The sequence below is a fragment of the Burkholderia sp. BCC1208 genome (genome assembly GCF_902833095.1).
Classification (GTDB): Bacteria; Pseudomonadota; Gammaproteobacteria; order Burkholderiales; family Burkholderiaceae; genus Burkholderia.
Genome location: NZ_CADFDY010000012.1, coordinates 301,363 through 319,045 on the forward strand (window position 1 = coordinate 301,363; position 17,683 = coordinate 319,045).

13 protein-coding genes are annotated in these 17,683 nt (G+C 65.5%); 1 reads left to right on the forward strand and 12 read right to left on the reverse strand.

Annotation, left to right across the window (positions count from 1 at the left end):
- Positions 1 to 79 precede the first annotated feature (79 nt).
- The 11 genes from HWX09_RS28590 to HWX09_RS28640 form a co-directional block, all read right to left on the reverse strand.
- On the reverse strand, positions 80 to 1,735 hold the full coding sequence (locus HWX09_RS28590; RefSeq protein ID WP_027781313.1) for an APC family permease: 1,656 nt from the start codon (positions 1,733 to 1,735) through the stop codon (positions 80 to 82).
- Positions 1,736 to 1,963: 228 nt separating this feature from the next.
- A complete protein-coding gene (locus tag HWX09_RS28595) occupies positions 1,964 to 2,827 on the reverse strand; it encodes a glycine betaine ABC transporter substrate-binding protein (RefSeq protein WP_027781314.1) in 864 nt (287 codons plus the stop codon).
- A gap of 135 nt (positions 2,828 to 2,962) precedes the next feature.
- The gene (locus HWX09_RS28600; RefSeq protein ID WP_027781315.1) at positions 2,963 to 4,111 is read right to left on the reverse strand and encodes a hybrid-cluster NAD(P)-dependent oxidoreductase; all 1,149 of its coding nucleotides are present in this window, start codon (positions 4,109 to 4,111) and stop codon (positions 2,963 to 2,965) included.
- Positions 4,112 to 4,223: 112 nt separating this feature from the next.
- Complete coding sequence (locus tag HWX09_RS28605) at positions 4,224 to 5,465, reverse strand: aromatic ring-hydroxylating dioxygenase subunit alpha (RefSeq protein ID WP_027781316.1); 1,242 nt, start codon at positions 5,463 to 5,465, stop codon at positions 4,224 to 4,226.
- A 53-nt stretch (positions 5,466 to 5,518) separates the two neighbouring features.
- Positions 5,519 to 6,304 carry a drug:proton antiporter gene (locus tag HWX09_RS28610; RefSeq protein WP_027781317.1) on the reverse strand — a complete coding sequence of 262 codons (786 nt, stop codon included), beginning with the start codon at positions 6,302 to 6,304 and terminating at the stop codon, positions 5,519 to 5,521.
- On the reverse strand, positions 6,301 to 7,470 hold the full coding sequence (locus HWX09_RS28615) for an electron transfer flavoprotein subunit alpha/FixB family protein (protein WP_027781318.1): 1,170 nt from the start codon (positions 7,468 to 7,470) through the stop codon (positions 6,301 to 6,303). Before HWX09_RS28615 ends, HWX09_RS28610 begins: the two co-directional genes overlap by 4 nt.
- 4 nt (positions 7,471 to 7,474) lie before the next feature.
- A complete protein-coding gene (locus tag HWX09_RS28620) occupies positions 7,475 to 9,400 on the reverse strand; it encodes a (Fe-S)-binding protein (RefSeq protein WP_027781319.1) in 1,926 nt (641 codons plus the stop codon).
- A gap of 3 nt (positions 9,401 to 9,403) precedes the next feature.
- Positions 9,404 to 11,467, reverse strand: a complete 2,064-nt coding sequence (locus HWX09_RS28625) for an NADH:flavin oxidoreductase (RefSeq protein WP_027781320.1) — start codon at positions 11,465 to 11,467, stop codon at positions 9,404 to 9,406.
- A 68-nt stretch (positions 11,468 to 11,535) separates the two neighbouring features.
- A complete protein-coding gene (locus HWX09_RS28630; protein ID WP_027781321.1) occupies positions 11,536 to 12,069 on the reverse strand; it encodes a DUF5943 domain-containing protein in 534 nt (177 codons plus the stop codon).
- Between the two features lie 138 nt (positions 12,070 to 12,207).
- Positions 12,208 to 13,179: a dipeptidase gene (locus HWX09_RS28635; RefSeq protein ID WP_027781322.1), complete on the reverse strand. Its 972-nt coding sequence runs from the start codon at positions 13,177 to 13,179 to the stop codon at positions 12,208 to 12,210.
- A 37-nt stretch (positions 13,180 to 13,216) separates the two neighbouring features.
- Complete coding sequence (locus HWX09_RS28640) at positions 13,217 to 14,491, reverse strand: serine hydroxymethyltransferase (RefSeq protein ID WP_027781323.1); 1,275 nt, start codon at positions 14,489 to 14,491, stop codon at positions 13,217 to 13,219.
- A 356-nt stretch (positions 14,492 to 14,847) separates the two neighbouring features.
- On the opposite strand from HWX09_RS28640, the gene HWX09_RS28645 reads away from it, so the two are divergent.
- Positions 14,848 to 15,963, forward strand: coding sequence for a GlxA family transcriptional regulator (locus tag HWX09_RS28645; protein ID WP_080681181.1), 1,116 nt, complete (start codon positions 14,848 to 14,850; stop codon positions 15,961 to 15,963).
- Positions 15,964 to 16,021: 58 nt separating this feature from the next.
- Here HWX09_RS28645 and HWX09_RS28650 read toward each other — a convergent pair whose 3' ends face one another.
- Positions 16,022 to 17,434 (reverse strand): discoidin domain-containing protein, encoded by a 1,413-nt coding sequence (locus HWX09_RS28650; RefSeq protein WP_027781325.1) that lies wholly within the window; start codon positions 17,432 to 17,434, stop codon positions 16,022 to 16,024.
- Positions 17,435 to 17,683 lie beyond the last annotated feature (249 nt).

A 17,683-nucleotide genomic window follows, 5' to 3' on the forward strand; every position in this document is an offset into this window, starting at 1 on the left:
TTTCTTCATGCTGTGCATCGTATCGAGCTGGCCGGGACCGTGTGCGGTGTCCGCTCCCGGCGGGTGACGTGTCAGATGTTCACTTCACCCACGCGAAGTAGTACGACAACCAGATCGTCAGCCCCGCCCCGATCAGCGCCGCATACGGCATCAGGCTCACCCACGGCGCGCGCTTCGGCACTTCCAGCTCCATGTCGCGCTGCATCTGCGCGGGGAAGCGGCCGCGATCCTGCCAGTAGTGACGGAACAGGAACACCGGCACGATCAGCAGCATCGCGATCAGCCCGTTGCGCAGCGTGCCCTCGCCCTGCAGGTTCGCGCCCGCGCCCACGTAGACGAGGTTCGCGTAACCGCAGATCGCGCCGCCGACGAGCAGCCACGTCGGGCAGCGGAACGGCCGATCCCAGCTGCCGCGATCCATCCGGTGGATCCAGCCCGACTGAAGATTCAGGAATACGAACAGCATGTAGCAGACGTTCGAGATCGACAGCACCGTCATGTAGTCCGACATCATCAGCAACACGAGGTTGAAGCCGAGGTCGGTCCACATCGCGCGGGTGGGCGAGCCGTGCTCGTTCACGTGCGACAGATACTTCGGCAGCCAGCCATCGACCGACGCCTGGTACAGCGTGCGCGACGAACCCATCATCGACGTCATCACGATCAGCAGGATCGACAGCATCAGCATCACGACGACCGCATTCGCGACCCACGCGCCGCCGCCGACGATCTTCGCCATCGCGGCCGCGACGCCGGTGCCGTCGCCGATCGACGGATCGAGCATCGCCTGGGTGCCGAGCGCGCCCTGGAACGCCATCGGCACGAGCGTCATCACGACCAGACACAGCGCACCCGACCAGAAGATCGCCTTCGCGGTGTCGCGCCGCGGATCGCGGAATTCGCGCGTATAGCAGACGGCCGTCTCGAAACCGTACGAGGCCCAGCCCGCCATGAACATCGCGCCGAGCGCCATCGTCACGCCCTGCCCGTTCCACGAGCCGAAGGTCGCGGCCGTGAGGTTGCCCTGCGTGTCGTGGCCGAGCGGGAGCAGCGGCAGCAGGTTCGACATCGGCACGTCGCCGGTGACGAACGGCACGATGCCGACGATCAACAGCGGCGTGAGCGATGCGATGCCGAGAATGCGCTGCGTACGTGCAGCCTTCGACGCACCGCTGTGCTGAAGCTTGAACGTGATGAGAAGCAGAATCGTCGCGATGATGAACGTCGCGTTGATCCGCAGGGAAAGACCCGGCTTGATGAACCCGAGATCCGCAACCTTGAGCTGCCAGTGCAGCACCGCCGCGTCGGCGGGAAAGAGACTCGTGAGCGCATAGCTCGCCGCGAGACCGCAGCCGAGTGCAAGCATCGGCGACCACGCGAGCCAGTTGCACCACACGGAAACCGGGGCAATCAGCTTGCTGTAACGGACCCAGCCGATCGCGCCATACACGGACGCGCCGCCCGATTTATGAGGAAATAGCCCCGATATTTCCGCATAAGTCGCGCTTTGAATCAGCCCCATCGTGATCGCGGCGATCCAGATCGCCCACGCGGGCTGGCCGATCGTCGCGCATACGCCGCCGATCGTGAACAGCACGCCTGCCGGCACGCCGCTCGTTACCCAAAAAGCGTCTTTCCAGGTCAGGCCACGATGCAGCGTGTGACCCGTCGAATCATGTGAGATGGTTGCCTCAACATCACTGGTGCGATTCGCACGCAGTCCTGCTTGACTCATCCAATTCCTCCTGTCGATCAGTGTTAGCGCTTTAGCGCTTACTCTGGTCCCATGCAAAGCTGTGATGACTCCGCACAAGGGCGCTAGTGTAACAACTTACGCACTTTTTTGCAGAATCCGCAAAAAAATTCCGGGATATGGCTGCATTGCATCCGGATTATTTCGGATTCCTTCATGCCATTCCCGGCGTGTCTTTTATGATGATTCGTACGGCGTATGTCGAGATACTTACTGCGCGCCTTCGGTCCACGAATTCACGCGGTCGGCATGCGCCGCGATCCACGCATCCGCGGCCGCTTCCGGCTTCGAGCCGCTCTGGATCGCCAGCATCACGCTGTCGATTTCACCCGGCTTCCACTGGAACTTCTTCAGGAACGCGACGACCGGCTTCGCTTTGGTTTCGAGTCCCGGATTCACGACGCTGTCGACGTGCTCGGCGCCGCCGAACACCTTCTTCGGATCCTCGAGGAAGCGCAGCTTCCACTTCGCGAACATCCAGTGCGGCGCCCAGCCCGTCACGATGACCGGCTTGTTCGCATTGACCGAACGCGACAGCTCGGCCGTCATCGCGCTGCCCGAACTCGGCATCAGCGTGTAGTTCAGCCCGTAGCTCTTGATCGCGTCGTCGGTCTTGCGCATCACGCCGGCGCCCGCATCGATGCCGACGATCCGGCCGCCGAAGCTGGCCTTCTCCGCATTGAGGTCGTCGATGCTCTTCGCCTTCACGTACGCGGGCACGATCAGGCCGATCTTCGCATCGGGAAAATTCGCGCCGAGGTCGACGACCTTGGCCTTGTACTCGTCCCAGTACGAGCCGTGCGTGACCGGGAGCCACGCGGACAGCGTCGCATCGAGATCGCCGCGCGCGACGCCCTGCCACATGATCCCGGCAGCGACCGGCACGAGCTTCACCTCGTAGCCGAGCTTCTTCTCGATGACGCGGGCCGCGACGTTCGACGTCGCGACGCTGTCGTCCCAGCCTTCGACGTAGCCGATTTTCAGCGCCGGCTTCGTATCGGCGAGCGCCGATGCGCTCAATGCCACCATCGCCGACAGGGCGCCGGTCCACAATAGTTTTCCGAACAGTTTCATGGTCGATCTCCTTGGTCTGCGCACCGTGCGCGTTGTCTCTCTAGGTTCTTCAACCACAAATCCGCGGTATCGTTGTTTTCCGACGGATGCTTGTCCGGATGCGACGCACCCGGACAGCCGATGGCGAGTTTCGGATTACTTGTCGATCACGAGATCCGACAGCGGCTTGCTGCAGCACAGCAGCACCATTCCCTGATCGATCTCGCGCTGACGGATGCCGCCGTTGTGTTTCATGTCGACCTGCCCCGACACGAGCTTCACCTTGCAGGTGCCGCACATGCCCTGCGTGCACGATGCCGGCAGCCGCACGCCCGACTGGCGGGCCGCATCGAGCACGTGCTGCTCCGAGCCGCACGAGATCTCCCGGTTGCTCTTCGCGAAGCTGACCGTGTACTGCTTCGTGTCGGCATCGCCGCCTTCGGCCGGCGGCACGAGATCGGCGAGCAGCTCGTCGCTCGCGGTCTGCGCGAGCGTCTCGAACGAGAAGCTTTCCTCGTGATACTGCTTGCGATCGAAACCGGCTTCGTCGAGCAGGTCGCGCACGGCCTTCATGTACGGCGCGGGGCCGCACGTGAAGATCTCGCGTTCCATGAAATCCGGCGCGATCAGCTTCAGCAGCGGCAGCGTCAGGAAGCCCGTGACGCCCGGCCAGTTGGTGCGTGCGCCGACGCGCTCGACGACGAACGACGTGCGGAAATTCGTGTGGTTCGACGCGATCAGGTCGAGCTCGCGCGCGAAGATGATGTCGTCCGGCGTGCGTGCGCTGTGCACGAACAGGATGTCGCGATCCTCGGCGAGATCATGATGCGCACGGCTCATAGACATCAGCGGCGTGACGCCCGAGCCGGCCGACAGGAACAGGTACTTGCGCGCCGGATGCCGTGCGCACGTGAATTCCCCGGCCGGGCCGAGCACGCGCACCGGTGCGCCCGGCTGCAGGTTGTCGTGCAGCCAGTTCGACACCTTGCCGCCCGGCACGCGCTTCACCGTGATCGAGATCGTGTGCGGCCGCGCCGGCGACGACGAGATCGTGTAGCACCGGTTGATCGTTTCGCCGTCGATGTCGAGCTCGAGCGTGATGAACTGCCCGGGCTCGAACGAGAACGTGCGGCCCTGCGGCGAACGGAAGAAGAAGCTCTTCACGTCGTGGGTTTCCTGCCGCACGTGGCAGCACACCAGCGTTTCCTCGACGTCGCTCGTCCAGCGCTCGGGCAGCGCGTTCCAGAAGGCCGGGTGCGTAACCCGGCTGTCCGCCGGCTCGAAATTGGCCGCATCTCGCATCATGTCAGCCTCCGCAGGGCCGCCCCAAGGAGGCTGACCGCCCCCTCGGGGGGCAGGGAACGCAGTGAGCGTGGGGATCGTTTCATCGGTTGCTCCGCTTATACGCTGCTGGGTACTATTCGCCGATTTTTTCGGCGAGCCGGCCGATGTACCAGGCCGAGAATTTTTCGACGAGACCTTCCGTGTACGGCGAATACGGACCCGGCTCGTACGCGCTGCTGTTCGCGCCGCGCTGCGAGAATTCGACGAGCGCGCGATCCTGGTCGTTGGTCGCATTCCACACGGCCGTGAGGTTCTTCACGTCGTAGTCGATGCCTTCCTTCGCGTCCTTGTGCACGAGCCACTTCGTGCGCACGAGCGTCTTGCCGGCCGACAGCGGAATCACCGAGAACGTCACGATGTGATCGCTCATGAAGTGGTGCCACGAGTTCGGCTGCGTCCAGAACGACAGCCCGCCGAGATCGGCCTTGTCGAAGCCGCCGAGCAGCTTCTTCGACGCGACCTTCGCGTCGAGCGTCTGCGATTCGCCGTGGCGGTCCAGCGGCAGGCGCTGCGTGCGGAAACCCGTCACGTCGAGCAGCTTTTCGATTTCGGCGGACGGCAGGCCCATCTCGGCCCACTCCTTGCCGCGTCGCACGCAGGTTTCGGCGAATGCGTCCATGCCTTCGGCGTTCGCGTCGGAGCGCTGGTAGCCGAAGCCGTATTCGTACAGCGAGATCGTCAGCTCCGGATGGTTCGCGACGCAGTGATAGCACTCGCGGTTGTTCTCCATCGTGAGCTTCCAGTTGCCTTCCTCGATGATGTCGATCTGCGCGGCGATCTTCGTGCTCGGCAGGTCGTGCGGCAGCAGGTAGGGCTCCATCTCGGCGCGCATCTGCGCGAAATCGACCGGCGGCTCGTCGGCGAGGCAGATGAAGATCAGGCCCGCGAGGTTCTCGACGTGCACCGACTTCAGGCTGTGCTTGCAACGGTCGAACTTCTCGCCCATGTGCTCGGCGAACATCAGTTGGCCCGTCAGGTTGTAGGTCCAGCTGTGGTACGGGCACACGATGTTGCCGACCGAGCCTTTATCTTCGTTGCACAGGCGCGCGCCGCGATGACGGCATACGTTGTGGAACGCGCGGATCGCCATGTCGTCGTCGCGCACGATCAGGACCGAATCGCCACCCAACTGCACGGTCACGTAATCGCCCGGCTCGGGAATGTCCGGTTCGATCGCCACCTGGATCCAGTGCTGGCGGAAAATCGCCTCCATGTCGAGCGCGAAGATGTCCTCGCTCGTGTAGAACGGTGCGTCGAGGCTGTGCCCTTCCTTGCGCCGCTCGATCAATGCACGAATGTCTGCCGTTACTTTCATCGTTTGCTCCGGATTCCTTGCATCCCTGGGTGTCTTGCCGACAGGCATCAAAATCAGTAGTCGATGAGCTGATGCTCGCGCAAATACGCGAGGATCACTTGTGCTTTTTCGACCGAACTCCCTTCATTTACGACGTTGCCGCCACGGCTTTCGGTCGTCGTCGCGGACAGCATCCGGGCATGCCCGGAGCGCTTCTCGGCGGCAACCAGTTTTACGGGTTTACGCTCGACCGGGCCGATCGTCCACGCGGCCGCGTCGGCGTCCGCACCGGGCGCCGCGAGCGCCGGCCGGATCGCGCCGGCGCGCAGCCGCGCATACGCATAGCGCGGCTCGACACCGGCGAGCGGATGGACGGCGACGACGGCCGGCAGCGCCGCGTCGACACGCCGCCGCAGCCCTTTCGGCAAAAATTGCCGGACCGCCGCGCGACCGCCTTCGACCGTCACGTCGACGGCCGAGCCGACGAGCGGATAGCCGAGCGCCGCGGCGACGCGGTACGGCAGCATCCCGGTGTCGTACGCGCCCTCGGCGCGCGTGCCGGTCAGCACGAGGTCGTAGCCGTCGAGACGCGCGGCGAGCGCGTGCACGGCATCGTCGCCGTCGCGGCAGGCCAGCACCTCGACCTCCCGCGCGCCGAGCGCGAGATAGTCGGCAAGCGCCGCATTCGCGGGGTCGCCCGCATGGATCACGTCGAGCGTCGCGCGATGCTTGTCCGCGAGCTGGCGGCCGGTTTCGAGCGCGGCCGCATCGTTGCGGCTGTAACGCGCGACGCCGCTGACCGGATGCCGGCCGACGGACACGAGCACCGCGATGCGTTGCAAGGGGCGAGGGGCGTTCATGCGGCAACTCCTTCGGGTTCACGGGTGCCGACCGCGGCCGGCGAATCGCCACGCGCGGCCCGCGCGGCCTGGACCTGTTCGATCAGCGCGGCGATCGTCGCCTGCGCGTCGCCGACCACCGTCAGGTTCGCGCGCTTCGCGATCGGCGCGCTGCCGTCGAGGTTCACCGCGATCACGTGGCGGCAGTCCTTGATGCCCTGCAGGTGCTGCACCGCGCCCGAGATGCCGAACGCGATGTACACGCTCGCCTCGACCGTCTTGCCGGTCGCGCCGACCTGCTTGTCGCGCGTGAAGTAGCCGTTGTCGACCGCGACGCGGCTCGCGCCGATCGCCGCACCGAACACGCCGGCCAGCCGCTCGAACGCGCCGATGTCGGACACGCCGTTGCCGGCCGACACGATGAAATCGGCTTCCTCGAGCGCGACCTGGGCCGCGTCGATTTCGTCGAGACCGAGATCGCGGTACGGCTGCGCGGCGTCATGCGCCGGGCGGATGAAATCGGCGGCGACGCGTTCGCCCGCGCCGACGAACGGCAGCTTCGCTTCGACCGCGTTCTGCGCGAGCAGGATCACGTCGGGCAGCGCTCGGGTGGCGAACGCCCGTCCCGCCTGTGCGTACGCGCCCACGTGCTTCGCGTCGATTTCGACGACGTGAGTCGCGACGCTCGCGCCGGCGGCCGCCGCGTAACGCCGGCCGAGATCGCCGTCGCCGGTCGCGTTGTCGGGCACGAACACGTGTTTCGGTGCGAGCGCGGCCACGCAGGCCTGCAATGCTTGCAGTTCGCTTTCGGGATCGAACGCGCGGCGCTCGAAACCGGTCAGCTCGAGCAGCTTGTCGACGCCGAGTTCGGCCACGTCGTCCTTCAGTTCGCCGAACGCGAGCAGCGCGACTTCGGTCTGCGCATCGGCGAGCACGGCCGCGGCGGCGATCGCCTGCCGCGAATGGTCGTCGAGCGCGCCGCGTTCGCCATGGGCGACCACCAGCATCACGTGCTTCGGGTCCTTCAACTCGCGGCGCGGCTTCGCGGCCGCGGCGCCATGGCCGTGCGCGGACCACTGCGCGGCGTTCGCATCGGCGCTGCCTTCCTCGCCGAGCGTGATGCGCTTCAGGCCGGCGGCCGTGATGATGAACGGCCGGCGCGGATCGATTCGTTTGATCGTATTCATCGATTCACTCCAGCGAGGCGGCGACGAGTTCGGCGACATCGAGCACGTCGGGGCGCGGGCCCACGACGCCTTCGAGCATGGCCGTGCAGTTCGGGCACGCAACCGCGACCACGTCCGCGCCGATCGTGCGCGCGTCGGCGATGCGGATGTCCGGGATGCGCTGCTTGCCCGGGATGTCGGTCAGCGGCGCACCGCCGCCACCGCCGCAGCAGCGGCCGCGCATGCCGTTGCGCTCCATCTCGACGACCTGGATGCCGATCGTCTTCAGCAGCTTGCGCGGCGCTTCCGTCTCGCCGTTGTAGCGGCCGAGGTAGCATGGATCGTGATAGGTCGTGCGTTTCTCCTGCAGCGCCTCGACGGCCTTCGGCACGATCTTGCCGCTGTCGGCCAGTTCGGCCAGATAGGTCGTGTGATGCTTGACCGTCACGCGCAGTCCGAGCGCACGGTATTCGTTGCGCAGGCTGTGCATCACGTGCGGGTCGGCCGTCACGATCTGCTTGTACGACAGCGTGCCGAGCGTGCCGATCAGGCGCTTCGCCATCTGCTGGAACGTCGCTTCGTCGCCGAGCCGGCGGGCGACGTCGCCCGTGTCGGTCTCGGTCGAGCCGAGCACGGCGTAGTCGACGCCCGCCTTGTTCAGCACCTTCACGAAGGCGCGCAGCGTACGCTGATAGCGCATGTCGAACGCGCCTTCGCCCGCGACGAACAGCACGTCGACCGGCTTGCCCGGTTGCGCGACGGGTGCGCTCAGGTCCACCGACCAGTCGTAACGTGCGGCCGTGTCGTAGCCGCCCATCGTGCCCGTTTCACGCAGGTTCGCGAGCACTTCCTGGCCCTTGCCCGGCACCGTGCCATGCACGAGGGTCTGGTTGCGGCGCATGTCGACGATCGCATCCACATGCTCGATCAGCATCGGGCATTCCTGCACGCACGCGCGGCAGGTCGTGCAGGACCACAGCGTCTGCGCTTCGATCAGGCCCGACACGATCGGGCCGTTCGGCTCGCCGCGATGCTGGCCGACCGCGATGCCCGGCGACGGGCTGCCTGCGTACGCCGCATCGGTTCCGCCGGCCATCCCGACCACGAGATCCTGGATCAGCTTCTTCGGGTTCAGCGGCTGGCCCGACGCGAACGCGGGGCACGCGGCTTCGCACTTGCCGCACTGCACGCAGGCGTCGAAGCTCAGCAGCTGGTTCCAGCGGAATTCGACCGGCTTCGCGACGCCGTACTCCTGATGCTCGATGTCCGGCAGCTTCAGAGCGGTCGGCGGCGTGGCCGTGCCGTTGCCGGTGAACGATTCGCGCGTCGCGGCGAAACGCTCCTGGCGCGGGTGGAACGCGAGGTGCAGCAGGCCGGCGATCGCATGCTTCATCGGGCCGCCCTTCGCGGCGCCGACCGTCATCGTGAACGCGCCGATGCCGATCAGCAGCGCGCAGAGCACCGCAAACGCACCCGACATCGCGCCGGTGGGCACCAGCATGAACAGCACGAGGCCGAGCGCGAACGAACCGAGCAGCCAGGGCAGCGTATTCCACGGGCCGCGCGACAGGCGCGCCGGCACGTCCTTCGCCGCGCGTCGGCGCCACACGAACACCGCGCCGACCAGCATCGCGAGCGCCGCGAGGAAGATCAGCTTGTCGAGCCACGGCGAGTAGATCGCGAGGCCGTAGTTGACGAACACCAGCGCGAGCGCGCCGATCGCGCCGCCGGCGGTCGCGACGTGGGTCTTCGCGATGTACGGATCGCGGGCGACCACGTGGTGCAGGTCGACGAAATAACGCTTCGGAATCGCGAACAGGTTCGCGACGCCGAACGAGCCCGGTGCCGTGGCGCGGCCCAGACGCCAGTACGACGAGCGCTTCGCGACCGCGAACGCGAGCCCCGCCACCGACAGCCACAACAGGACGGTAATGAGGAAGGACGGGTTCATCTTTTAGAAATCCTTCACGAGACGCAGCGAGTCGTAGATGGCCCCGTGGACGTTGTGCATCGAAATGCAGTCGCCGACACGGAACAGCAGGAAACGGCCGTTGCCGAGTTCTTCCGACAGGCACGGCTGCGGCTCGGCCGCGAACAGCGTGTGCGGATCGATCTGGCCGCGGTTCACCGATTCCGGCTTGAGCTTCCAGTACAGTTCGTCGTTCGGCGACGAACCGTTCTCGATCACCACCTGGTCGACGGCGCGCTCTTCCAGTTCTTCCGTGTACTCGTTGCGCAGCACGGCGATCATCTTGCCGTTCTCTTCGTAGACGCGATCGAGCATCGTGTTCGGCGTCGGAATCACGCCGAGTGCGTACAGGCGGCGATAGAAGATCGGGAACGTCGTGCCGCCGCAGTCGTCGGCCACCTTCACGTCCGGCGTGACGACCTCGACCTTCGAGCCGCGGCTCGCCATGAAGTCGGCCACGCCCGCGCCCGCGTGGGTGCTCACGCCGTCGAACAGCAGCACGTTCTGCTTCGGCTCGACCTTGCCGGTCAGGATGTCCCACGAGCTGACGGCGAGGCCTTCCGCCACGCCCCACGCCGGCACCTGCCACGTGAAGCTCGAGCCGCCCGTCGCGAGCACGACGATGTCCGGCTTCTCGGCCATGATCATCTTCTCGTCGGCGGCCACGCCGAGGCGCCGGTCGACGCCCAGACGCTTCGTTTCCATGTCGAACCAGCGGATGATCCCCGACATCTGCTCGCGCTGCGGCGCCTTCGCGGCGATCATCACCTGGCCGCCCACTTCCGCGTTCTTCTCGAACAGCACGACGTCGTGGCCGCGCAGCTTCGCGACGCGAGCGGCCTCGAGGCCCGCGGGGCCGGCGCCGACCACCACGACCTTGCGCTTCGGGCCGCGCGACTTCTCGATGATGTGCGGCATCGTCGCTTCGCGCGACGTCGCCGCGTTCTGGATGCACAGCACGTCGAGGCCGTTGTACTGGCGGTCGATACAGTAGTTCGCGCCGACGCACTGCTTGATTTCGTCCTCGCGGCCGTCGCGGATCTTGATCACCATGTGCGGATCGGCGATCTGCGCACGCGTCATGCCGACCAGGTCGATCATGCCGTTCGCGAGCAGGCGCTCGGCCTGGCCCGCATCGCGAATGCTCTGCGCGTGCATCACCGGAATCTTCACGACCGACTTGATGCCGGCCGCGAGGTGCACGAACGGCTCCGGCGGCAACGCCATCGGCGGCATGCAGTTGGCGATCGTGTTGTGCGTATCGCCGCCCGACCCGACCACGCTCAGGTAGTCGATCAGGCCCGTCTCCGACATCGCCTGCGCGATTTCCTTCAGCGCTTCGTGATCGAGGCCGTCCTCGTGGAATTCGTCGCCGCACATGCGCAGGCCGACGCAGAAGTCCTTGCCGACCGCTTCGCGCACGGCCGTCAGCACTTCGATGCCGAAGCGCAGGCGGTTTTCGAGGCTGCCGCCCCATTCGTCGGTGCGATGGTTCGAACGCTTGCTCCAGAACTGGTCGATCAGGTGCTGGTGCGCGGCGGAGATTTCGATGCCGTCCATGCCGGCCGCCTTCACGCGCTTCGCGGCCGCCGCGAAATCGCCGATGATGCGGCGGATTTCCTCGATCTCGATGATCTTCGCGTTGCCGCGGTGCACCGGCTCGCGCACGCCCGACGGCGACATCAGATGCGGCCAGTGCTCGCCGTGGAACGACGAGCGGCGCCCCATGTGCGTCGCCTGGATCATGATCTTCGCGCCGTGCTTGTGCATCGTGTCGGCCAGACGCGTGAGCGGATCGATGATCTTGTCGGTCGACAGGTTCACCGATTTCCACCAGCCTTGCGGGCTGTCGATCGATACCGGGCTCGAGCCGCCGCAGATGGCCAGGCCGACGCCACCCTTCGCCTTTTCTTCGTAGTAGCGGATATAGCGGTCGCCCGGCAGGCCGCCCGGCTCGGCATACACCTCCGCGTGCGCGGTGCTGACGATCCGGTTGCGCAGCGTCAGCTGGTTCAGCTGCATGGGTTTGAACAGGTGGGGATAACGCATCGCAGGCGACCTCTGGCGTTCGAATGTCTCGTGTTGCGGGTGTTGTTGTGTTTCAGTGAATCAATGCGTCAGTGCGCGATCGGCGACACTTCGAAGACGCAGTGATCGTGATGCTCGGCCGCACACTGCACTTCCTTCGATTGCGCGCGCGGCGAGCTCTTGCCTTCCGGCGTCGTGTCGTTGACCCAGTCCATCGCGCCCGCGAACCAGCCCGCGAACATGTAGCAGAGCTTGCCTTCCTTGCCCGGCTGCTGGAGCACGAACGACGAGTGGCGCAGTTCGATCTTCGCGCGGGCGCTGGCCGGATCGGCCTCGATGATCGAGAACAGGCCCCAGCCGCGTTGCGACAGGCGCTTCAGGTAGTGCTCGAACACGGCCATGCCGGTCAGGCCGTGCAGCTTCGCTTCCTTGTCGCACCAGTGGTAAGCGGACTTGTAGCCGGCCTTGTAGAGGATCTCGGCATACGCTTCGACGCCGAGCGCTTCCTCGACGGCGACGTGGTTGTTCGTGAAGAAGTGGCGCGGCACGTACAGCATCGGCAGCGCGTCGGTGGTCCAGACGCCGGTATCGGGATCGACGTTGATCGGCAGTTGCGGTTGCATCGTGGTGACTCCGTGAGGAAATTGGCCGCGCGGCTCAGTGCGCTGGCGCGACATCGTCCGCGCGCCCGCGCGGCGAGCGCGGGCACGTCCCGATTTTTTTATGTTGAAACGCGGGCGGCGGTTCTGCAGGCGCGGCGCTTACGCGCCCCACACGTCCTTGAACACGCGCACCCAGTTCTCGCCCATGATCTTGCGGATGCGCGACTCCTTCCAGCCGTGGCGTTCCATCGCGGCGGTCAGGTTCGGGAATTCGCCGATCGTGCGGATACCTTCCGGGTTGATCACCTTGCCGAAGTTCGTCAGCTGGCGATAGCGGCCCTTGTCATGCGTGAGCATGTCGAAGAATTCCTTCGCGAAATCCTGCGTGAAGTCCGTGCCGATGCCGACCGCGTCTTCGCCGATCAGGTTCACGACGTAGTCGATCGCCTCGATGTAGTCGTCGATGTTCGCTTCGATCCCGCGCTTCAGGAACGGCGCGAACATCGTCACGCCGACGAAGCCGCCCGCATCGGCGATCTCCTTCAGCTGCGCGTCGCTCTTGTTGCGCGGATGCTCCTTCAGGCCCGACGGCAGGCAGTGCGAGTAGCACACCGGCTTCTTCGAGAACGCGATCGCTTCCGACGACGTGTTGCCGCCCACGTGCGACAGGTCGACCATGATGCCGACGCGGTTCATCTCGGTGATCACTTCGCGGCCGAAGTCCGACAGCCCGCCGTCGCGCTCGTAGCAGCCGGTGCCGACCAGGTTCTGCGTGTTGTAGCAAAGCTGCACGACGCGCACGCCCATGTCGTGGAACGCCTCGATGTAGCCGAGGTTGTCCTCGAACGCATGCGCGTTCTGGAAGCCGAGGATGATCCCGGTCTTGCCTTCCTTCTTCGCGCGGAAGATGTCGTCCGTCGTGCGCACGAGCGTCAGCAGCTCGCCGTTGTCGCGGATCTTCTTCTTCATCACGCCGATGTTGTCGACGGTCTTGGCGAAGTTCTCCCACACCGACACCGTGCAGTTCGCGGCCGTGATGCCGCCCTTGCGCATGTCCTCGAACACCGGCTTCTCGAACTTCGAGATGTTCAGTCCGTCGATGATGATGCTGTCCTGATGCAGCGTGCTCATATCTGCTCCCGCTCGTGTGGCTGTTCTGTGGGGTCGATCAGTAGATCGGGAAGCGCTCGCAGAGCGCGAAGATCTCGCGGCGCACGCGCTGTTCGGTTGCGGGATCGCCTTCCGGGTTCGCACGCAGCGCGTCGAACACTTCGAGGATCAGGCGGCCGATCTCGCGGAACTCCGCGACGCCGAAGCCGCGCGTCGTGCCCGCCGGCGTGCCGAGACGAATGCCCGACGTGACGGTCGGCTTCTCGGTGTCGAACGGGATGCCGTTCTTGTTGCAGGTGATGCCCGCGCGTTCCAGCGCCTGCTCGACCGGCGCGCCCTTCAGGCCCTTCGGGCGCAGGTCGACCAGCAGCAGGTGGTTGTCAGTGCCGCCCGTGACGAGATCGACGCCGCCGGCCTTCAGCACTTCGCCGAGCGCCTGCGCGTTCGCGAGCACGTTGTCGATGTAGGTCTTGAAGTCCGCATGCAGCACTTCGCCGAACGCGACGGCCTTGCCGGCGATCACGTGCATCAGCGGGCCGCCCTGCAGGCCGGGGAACACGGCCGAGTTGATCTTCTTCGCGATGTCCTCGTCGTTGGTCAGCACGAAGCCGCCGCGCGGGCCGCGCAGCGTCTTGTGCGTCGTCGACGTGACGACGTGCGCGTGCTCGACCGGGTTCGCGTGGCGGCCCGCGGCGATCACGCCCGCGATGTGCGCCATGTCGACCATCAGCTTCGCGCCGACGCTGTCGGCGATCGCGCGAAAGCGTGCGAAGTCGAGCGCGCGCGGGTACGCCGAGAAGCCGGCGATGATGAGGTTCGGCTTGTGCTCGTGGGCAAGCGCCTCGACCTGGTCGTAATCGATTCGCAGCGTGTCGCGGTTCACGCCGTACTGGACGGCGTTGAACCACTTGCCCGACAGCGCCGGCTTCGCGCCGTGCGTCAGATGGCCGCCCGCGTCGAGCGACATGCCGAGCACCGTGTCGCCCGGCTTGGCCAGCGCGAGCATCACCGAGCCGTTCGCCTGCGCGCCCGAGTGCGGCTGCACGTTCGCGTAGCCGGCGTTGAAGATCTGCTTCACGCGTTCGATCGCGAGCGCCTCGACTTCATCGGCGAATTCGCAGCCGCCGTAGTAGCGTTTGCCGGGATAGCCTTCCGCGTACTTGTTGGTCAGTACCGAGCCCTGCGCCTCGAGCACGGCGCGCGACACGATGTTTTCCGACGCGATCAGCTCGACCTGCGACTGCTGACGCTCGAGTTCCTTGAGGATGGCGCTGCGCACCGGCGCGTCGCGCTCGGCAAGGGGCTGCGAGAAGAAAGGCTGGGTATTCGACATAGTGCGTCCGTGACGAAGAATAAAGGGCTGCAACCGAAGCTCAAGGCCCGCCGTGCCTGGGTTTCCTGCTCGTCCAGTGCGAGGCTGCCGACGGCTCTATTCTTGTCGTTCGGATTTTCGGCGGATTGATGAATTTAGACGCGTTCTTTGCCTTTTCCGCCATGCACGTCCGTTTTATACAAGTGACCGGTCGTGCTTTTCGGGATGACCGCCCGAAACGGGTATCGACGGTTCACCTATGGACACGCACATCGCCAGTGCGTTTGCCGCACGTTCGAGTGCGGCTTCTCCCGGATACGGTGCAGTGCAGCAACGGCCCGATGCCCAGACAACGTATGGAGCTAGGGTTTAGCCGTATGGCACGCTTGTTGCACTCGCTCACACAATATCGCAGCCCGATTCGTGCCCCGGGCCAAAAGCTATTAGAGATTCAAGGAACGCCCCCCATGTCGCCCGACCGCACAGCGTCGCTGTCCCACTTCGCGTTCATGCCTTTACCGAACTTCACGATGATCGCGTTCACCAATGCGATCGAGGTGCTTCGGATGGCGAACTACCTGAGCGGCCAGCCGCTCTACCGCTGGTCGGTGATCAGTCCGGACGGCGGCCCGGTCACGGCGAGCAACGGCCTCACGGTCGACACGGGGCCGGCCGAATGCGTGGGGCAGCCCGACATCGTGTTCGTGTGCGGCGGCGTCGACGTGCAGCGCGCGACCACGCCCGCCCACCTGTCGACACTGCGCCGCTTCGCGCGCCTGGGGCTGCCGCTCGGCAGCCTGTGCACGGGCACCTATGCACTCGCGAAGTCGGGGCTGCTCGCGGGCTACGCGTGCGCGATCCACTGGGAGAACATGTCGGCGCTGAAGGAAGAGTTTCCGGACACGCGCTTCCTGAAGGAACTGTTCGTGATCGATCGCGATCGCATCACGTGCACGGGCGGCGTCGCGCCGCTCGACATGATGCTGAACCTGATCGCCGCGCGCGTCGGCACCGCGCGCGTCACGCAGATCGCCGAGCAGTTTATCGTCGAGCACGTGCGCGACACGAGCGCGCAGCAACGCATGCCGCTCGTCGCACGCCTCGGCTCGGCGAACAAGTCGCTGTTCGAAGTGATCTCGCTGATGGAGAACAACATCGAGGAGCCGCTGTCGCGCGAGGAACTCGCGCGGCTCGCGAACATGTCGCAGCGGCAGTTGCAGCGTCTCTTCCGCGAGCATCTCGGGATGACGCCGACGCACTACTACCTGACGCTGCGGCTGCGCCGTGCGCGCGAGCTGCTGCTGCAGACCGACATGTCGATCATGCACATCACGATGGCATGCGGCTTCCAGTCGGCCTGCCACTTCAGCAAGAGCTATCGCGACGCATTCGGCGTCGCGCCGACGCGCGAGCGCCGCAAGCAGGTCGCGCCGCTCGCGCAGGGTGCGGCGGCGGCCGGGCCGGCGTTTCCGGCGCATGTGCTGCATGCGTGAGGTTCGGCGTCCTTGAAGCAAAAAAAAGCGGCCTCGACGGCCGCTTTTCTGTTTGCATTTACGATCCCCACACCTGCATCTCGTCGAGCGAGTAACCCCACTGCGTCGCCCGCTTCGTGCCGAGCATCCGCACGTAACGACCCTGCCCCTTCAGGTTCGGCAACGTCACGTGCCCGTACGATACGCCGTTGGTCGTCGAGTAGATCGTCGTCCAGTTCGCGTTGTCGTTCGACGTCTGGATCTGATAGACCAGCGCGCCCGCATCCCAGTACAGATCGATGCTGCTGATGGTCTTCGTCGCACCGAGATCGACGGAGATCCATTGCGGATCGACGCCCGCGCCTTCCGGCGAATCCCAACGCGTGCTCGTCGTGTTGCCGTCGAACGCCTTGTCGGCCGTCAGCGACGCGTCGTAGCTCGCCGATGCGGCAGCCGGACGCCCTTGCGACAGCAGCGTCAACTGCTTGGCGGCCGGGCCGCCGTAGTAGTTCGCGCCGAGCTTCGCCTTCGTCGCGTCCGCATTCACGCCGAACTGCGACAGGCTCCAGCGCTGGCCGGTCGTCACGTCGCCGACGTAAATCTGATAGCCGCCCGCCGTCGTCGACGAGAAAAAGAGGTAATTCGTACCACTGACAGGTGCCGGGTCCGAGTTGTTGCTCATGCAATCGTTGAGCGCCAGCGCGCTCGGCGTCGAGGCCGGGTCGGCCGTCTTCGCATAGATCTGGTCCGCCCCGCCGCTGTCCTTCCAGCGTGCGTAGTACACCATGCCGTCCGCACGCACGATCGGGTAGTACGTCTGCAACCCGGCCGGACGATCGAACACGGCGATCGCACCAGTCGCGATCGTGCGCTTCATCAGCCCCATGTTCGAGCCGGTACCGGTCGCGTAGTACACGGCGCTCGCGTCCGGCGCGAGGAACGGCATCGAGTATTCGGCGCCGGCCGGCGCGTTCGTCAGGCTCACGACCGACGTGAACACCGGGCCCGCGCTGGTGTACGACAGCGTCGCCTGCTTGACGTCGCCGTTCTGCTTGAACACGAGCGTCTTGCCGTCCGTGCTGAACTTCGGGTCTTCGTTGCGCGTGGCGCCCGTGCTGTGCGTCATGTTGACGGGCGGCGTGCCGGCGCCGAGCTGCAGCATGAACACGTTCCATGCGCCGTTGCTGATGCCCATGAACGCGAGCCACTTGCCGTCGGGGCTGAACACGCCGTTCATCGGATCCGTGATGCCCCACCCGCTCTTGCTGAGTTGCGTCAGCGTATGGGCCGAAAAATCGTACAGGAACAGCTGGCTCGTGCCGTCGCCGTACTTGACGTAGCTGTGATAGACGAGCTTGCCGGTCAGCGCGGCGGGGAACGTCGCGTTCGGCTGGGCGGCGGGATTGTTGACGCAGGCTGCGGCTGCCACGCCGCTGAACAGGTTGAGGGCGATGCCGGCCACGAGGCCCGCGACGGTGGTCTTCAGTTTCACGCTGGATGCTTCCGGGTAAGGTAAGGACGCCGCTGACAAGGACCCGCGCGGCACGCGCGGGCGTCACGGATCCGCCGTCGGGCAGCGTGAATTCCGTATCGGTCGGACATCGGGAACAAAGCTTGCGGGAGCATGCCCGTTCGTCAGACGAAAGAACAGGATCAGAGCGCTCATAAAACATACGGATCAGCAATTTGGGGCGCGCTTGAACGTGACGGCTGCCGTACTACTCTTTGTCATCTAGGTTCA

Coding starts and splice junctions, on each gene's coding strand:
- HWX09_RS28645 (WP_080681181.1), top strand. CDS start 14,848: ATGGCACGCTTGTTGCACTCGCTCACACAATATCGCAGCCCGATTCGT.
- HWX09_RS28635 (WP_027781322.1), bottom strand. CDS start 13,179: ATGAGCACGCTGCATCAGGACAGCATCATCATCGACGGACTGAACATC.
- HWX09_RS28615 (WP_027781318.1), bottom strand. CDS start 7,470: ATGAATACGATCAAACGAATCGATCCGCGCCGGCCGTTCATCATCACG.
- HWX09_RS28600 (WP_027781315.1), bottom strand. CDS start 4,111: ATGATGCGAGATGCGGCCAATTTCGAGCCGGCGGACAGCCGGGTTACG.
- HWX09_RS28595 (WP_027781314.1), bottom strand. CDS start 2,827: ATGAAACTGTTCGGAAAACTATTGTGGACCGGCGCCCTGTCGGCGATG.
- HWX09_RS28590 (WP_027781313.1), bottom strand. CDS start 1,735: ATGAGTCAAGCAGGACTGCGTGCGAATCGCACCAGTGATGTTGAGGCA.
- HWX09_RS28625 (WP_027781320.1), bottom strand. CDS start 11,467: ATGCGTTATCCCCACCTGTTCAAACCCATGCAGCTGAACCAGCTGACG.
- HWX09_RS28620 (WP_027781319.1), bottom strand. CDS start 9,400: ATGAACCCGTCCTTCCTCATTACCGTCCTGTTGTGGCTGTCGGTGGCG.
- HWX09_RS28630 (WP_027781321.1), bottom strand. CDS start 12,069: ATGCAACCGCAACTGCCGATCAACGTCGATCCCGATACCGGCGTCTGG.
- HWX09_RS28610 (WP_027781317.1), bottom strand. CDS start 6,304: ATGAACGCCCCTCGCCCCTTGCAACGCATCGCGGTGCTCGTGTCCGTC.
- HWX09_RS28640 (WP_027781323.1), bottom strand. CDS start 14,491: ATGTCGAATACCCAGCCTTTCTTCTCGCAGCCCCTTGCCGAGCGCGAC.
- HWX09_RS28605 (WP_027781316.1), bottom strand. CDS start 5,465: ATGAAAGTAACGGCAGACATTCGTGCATTGATCGAGCGGCGCAAGGAA.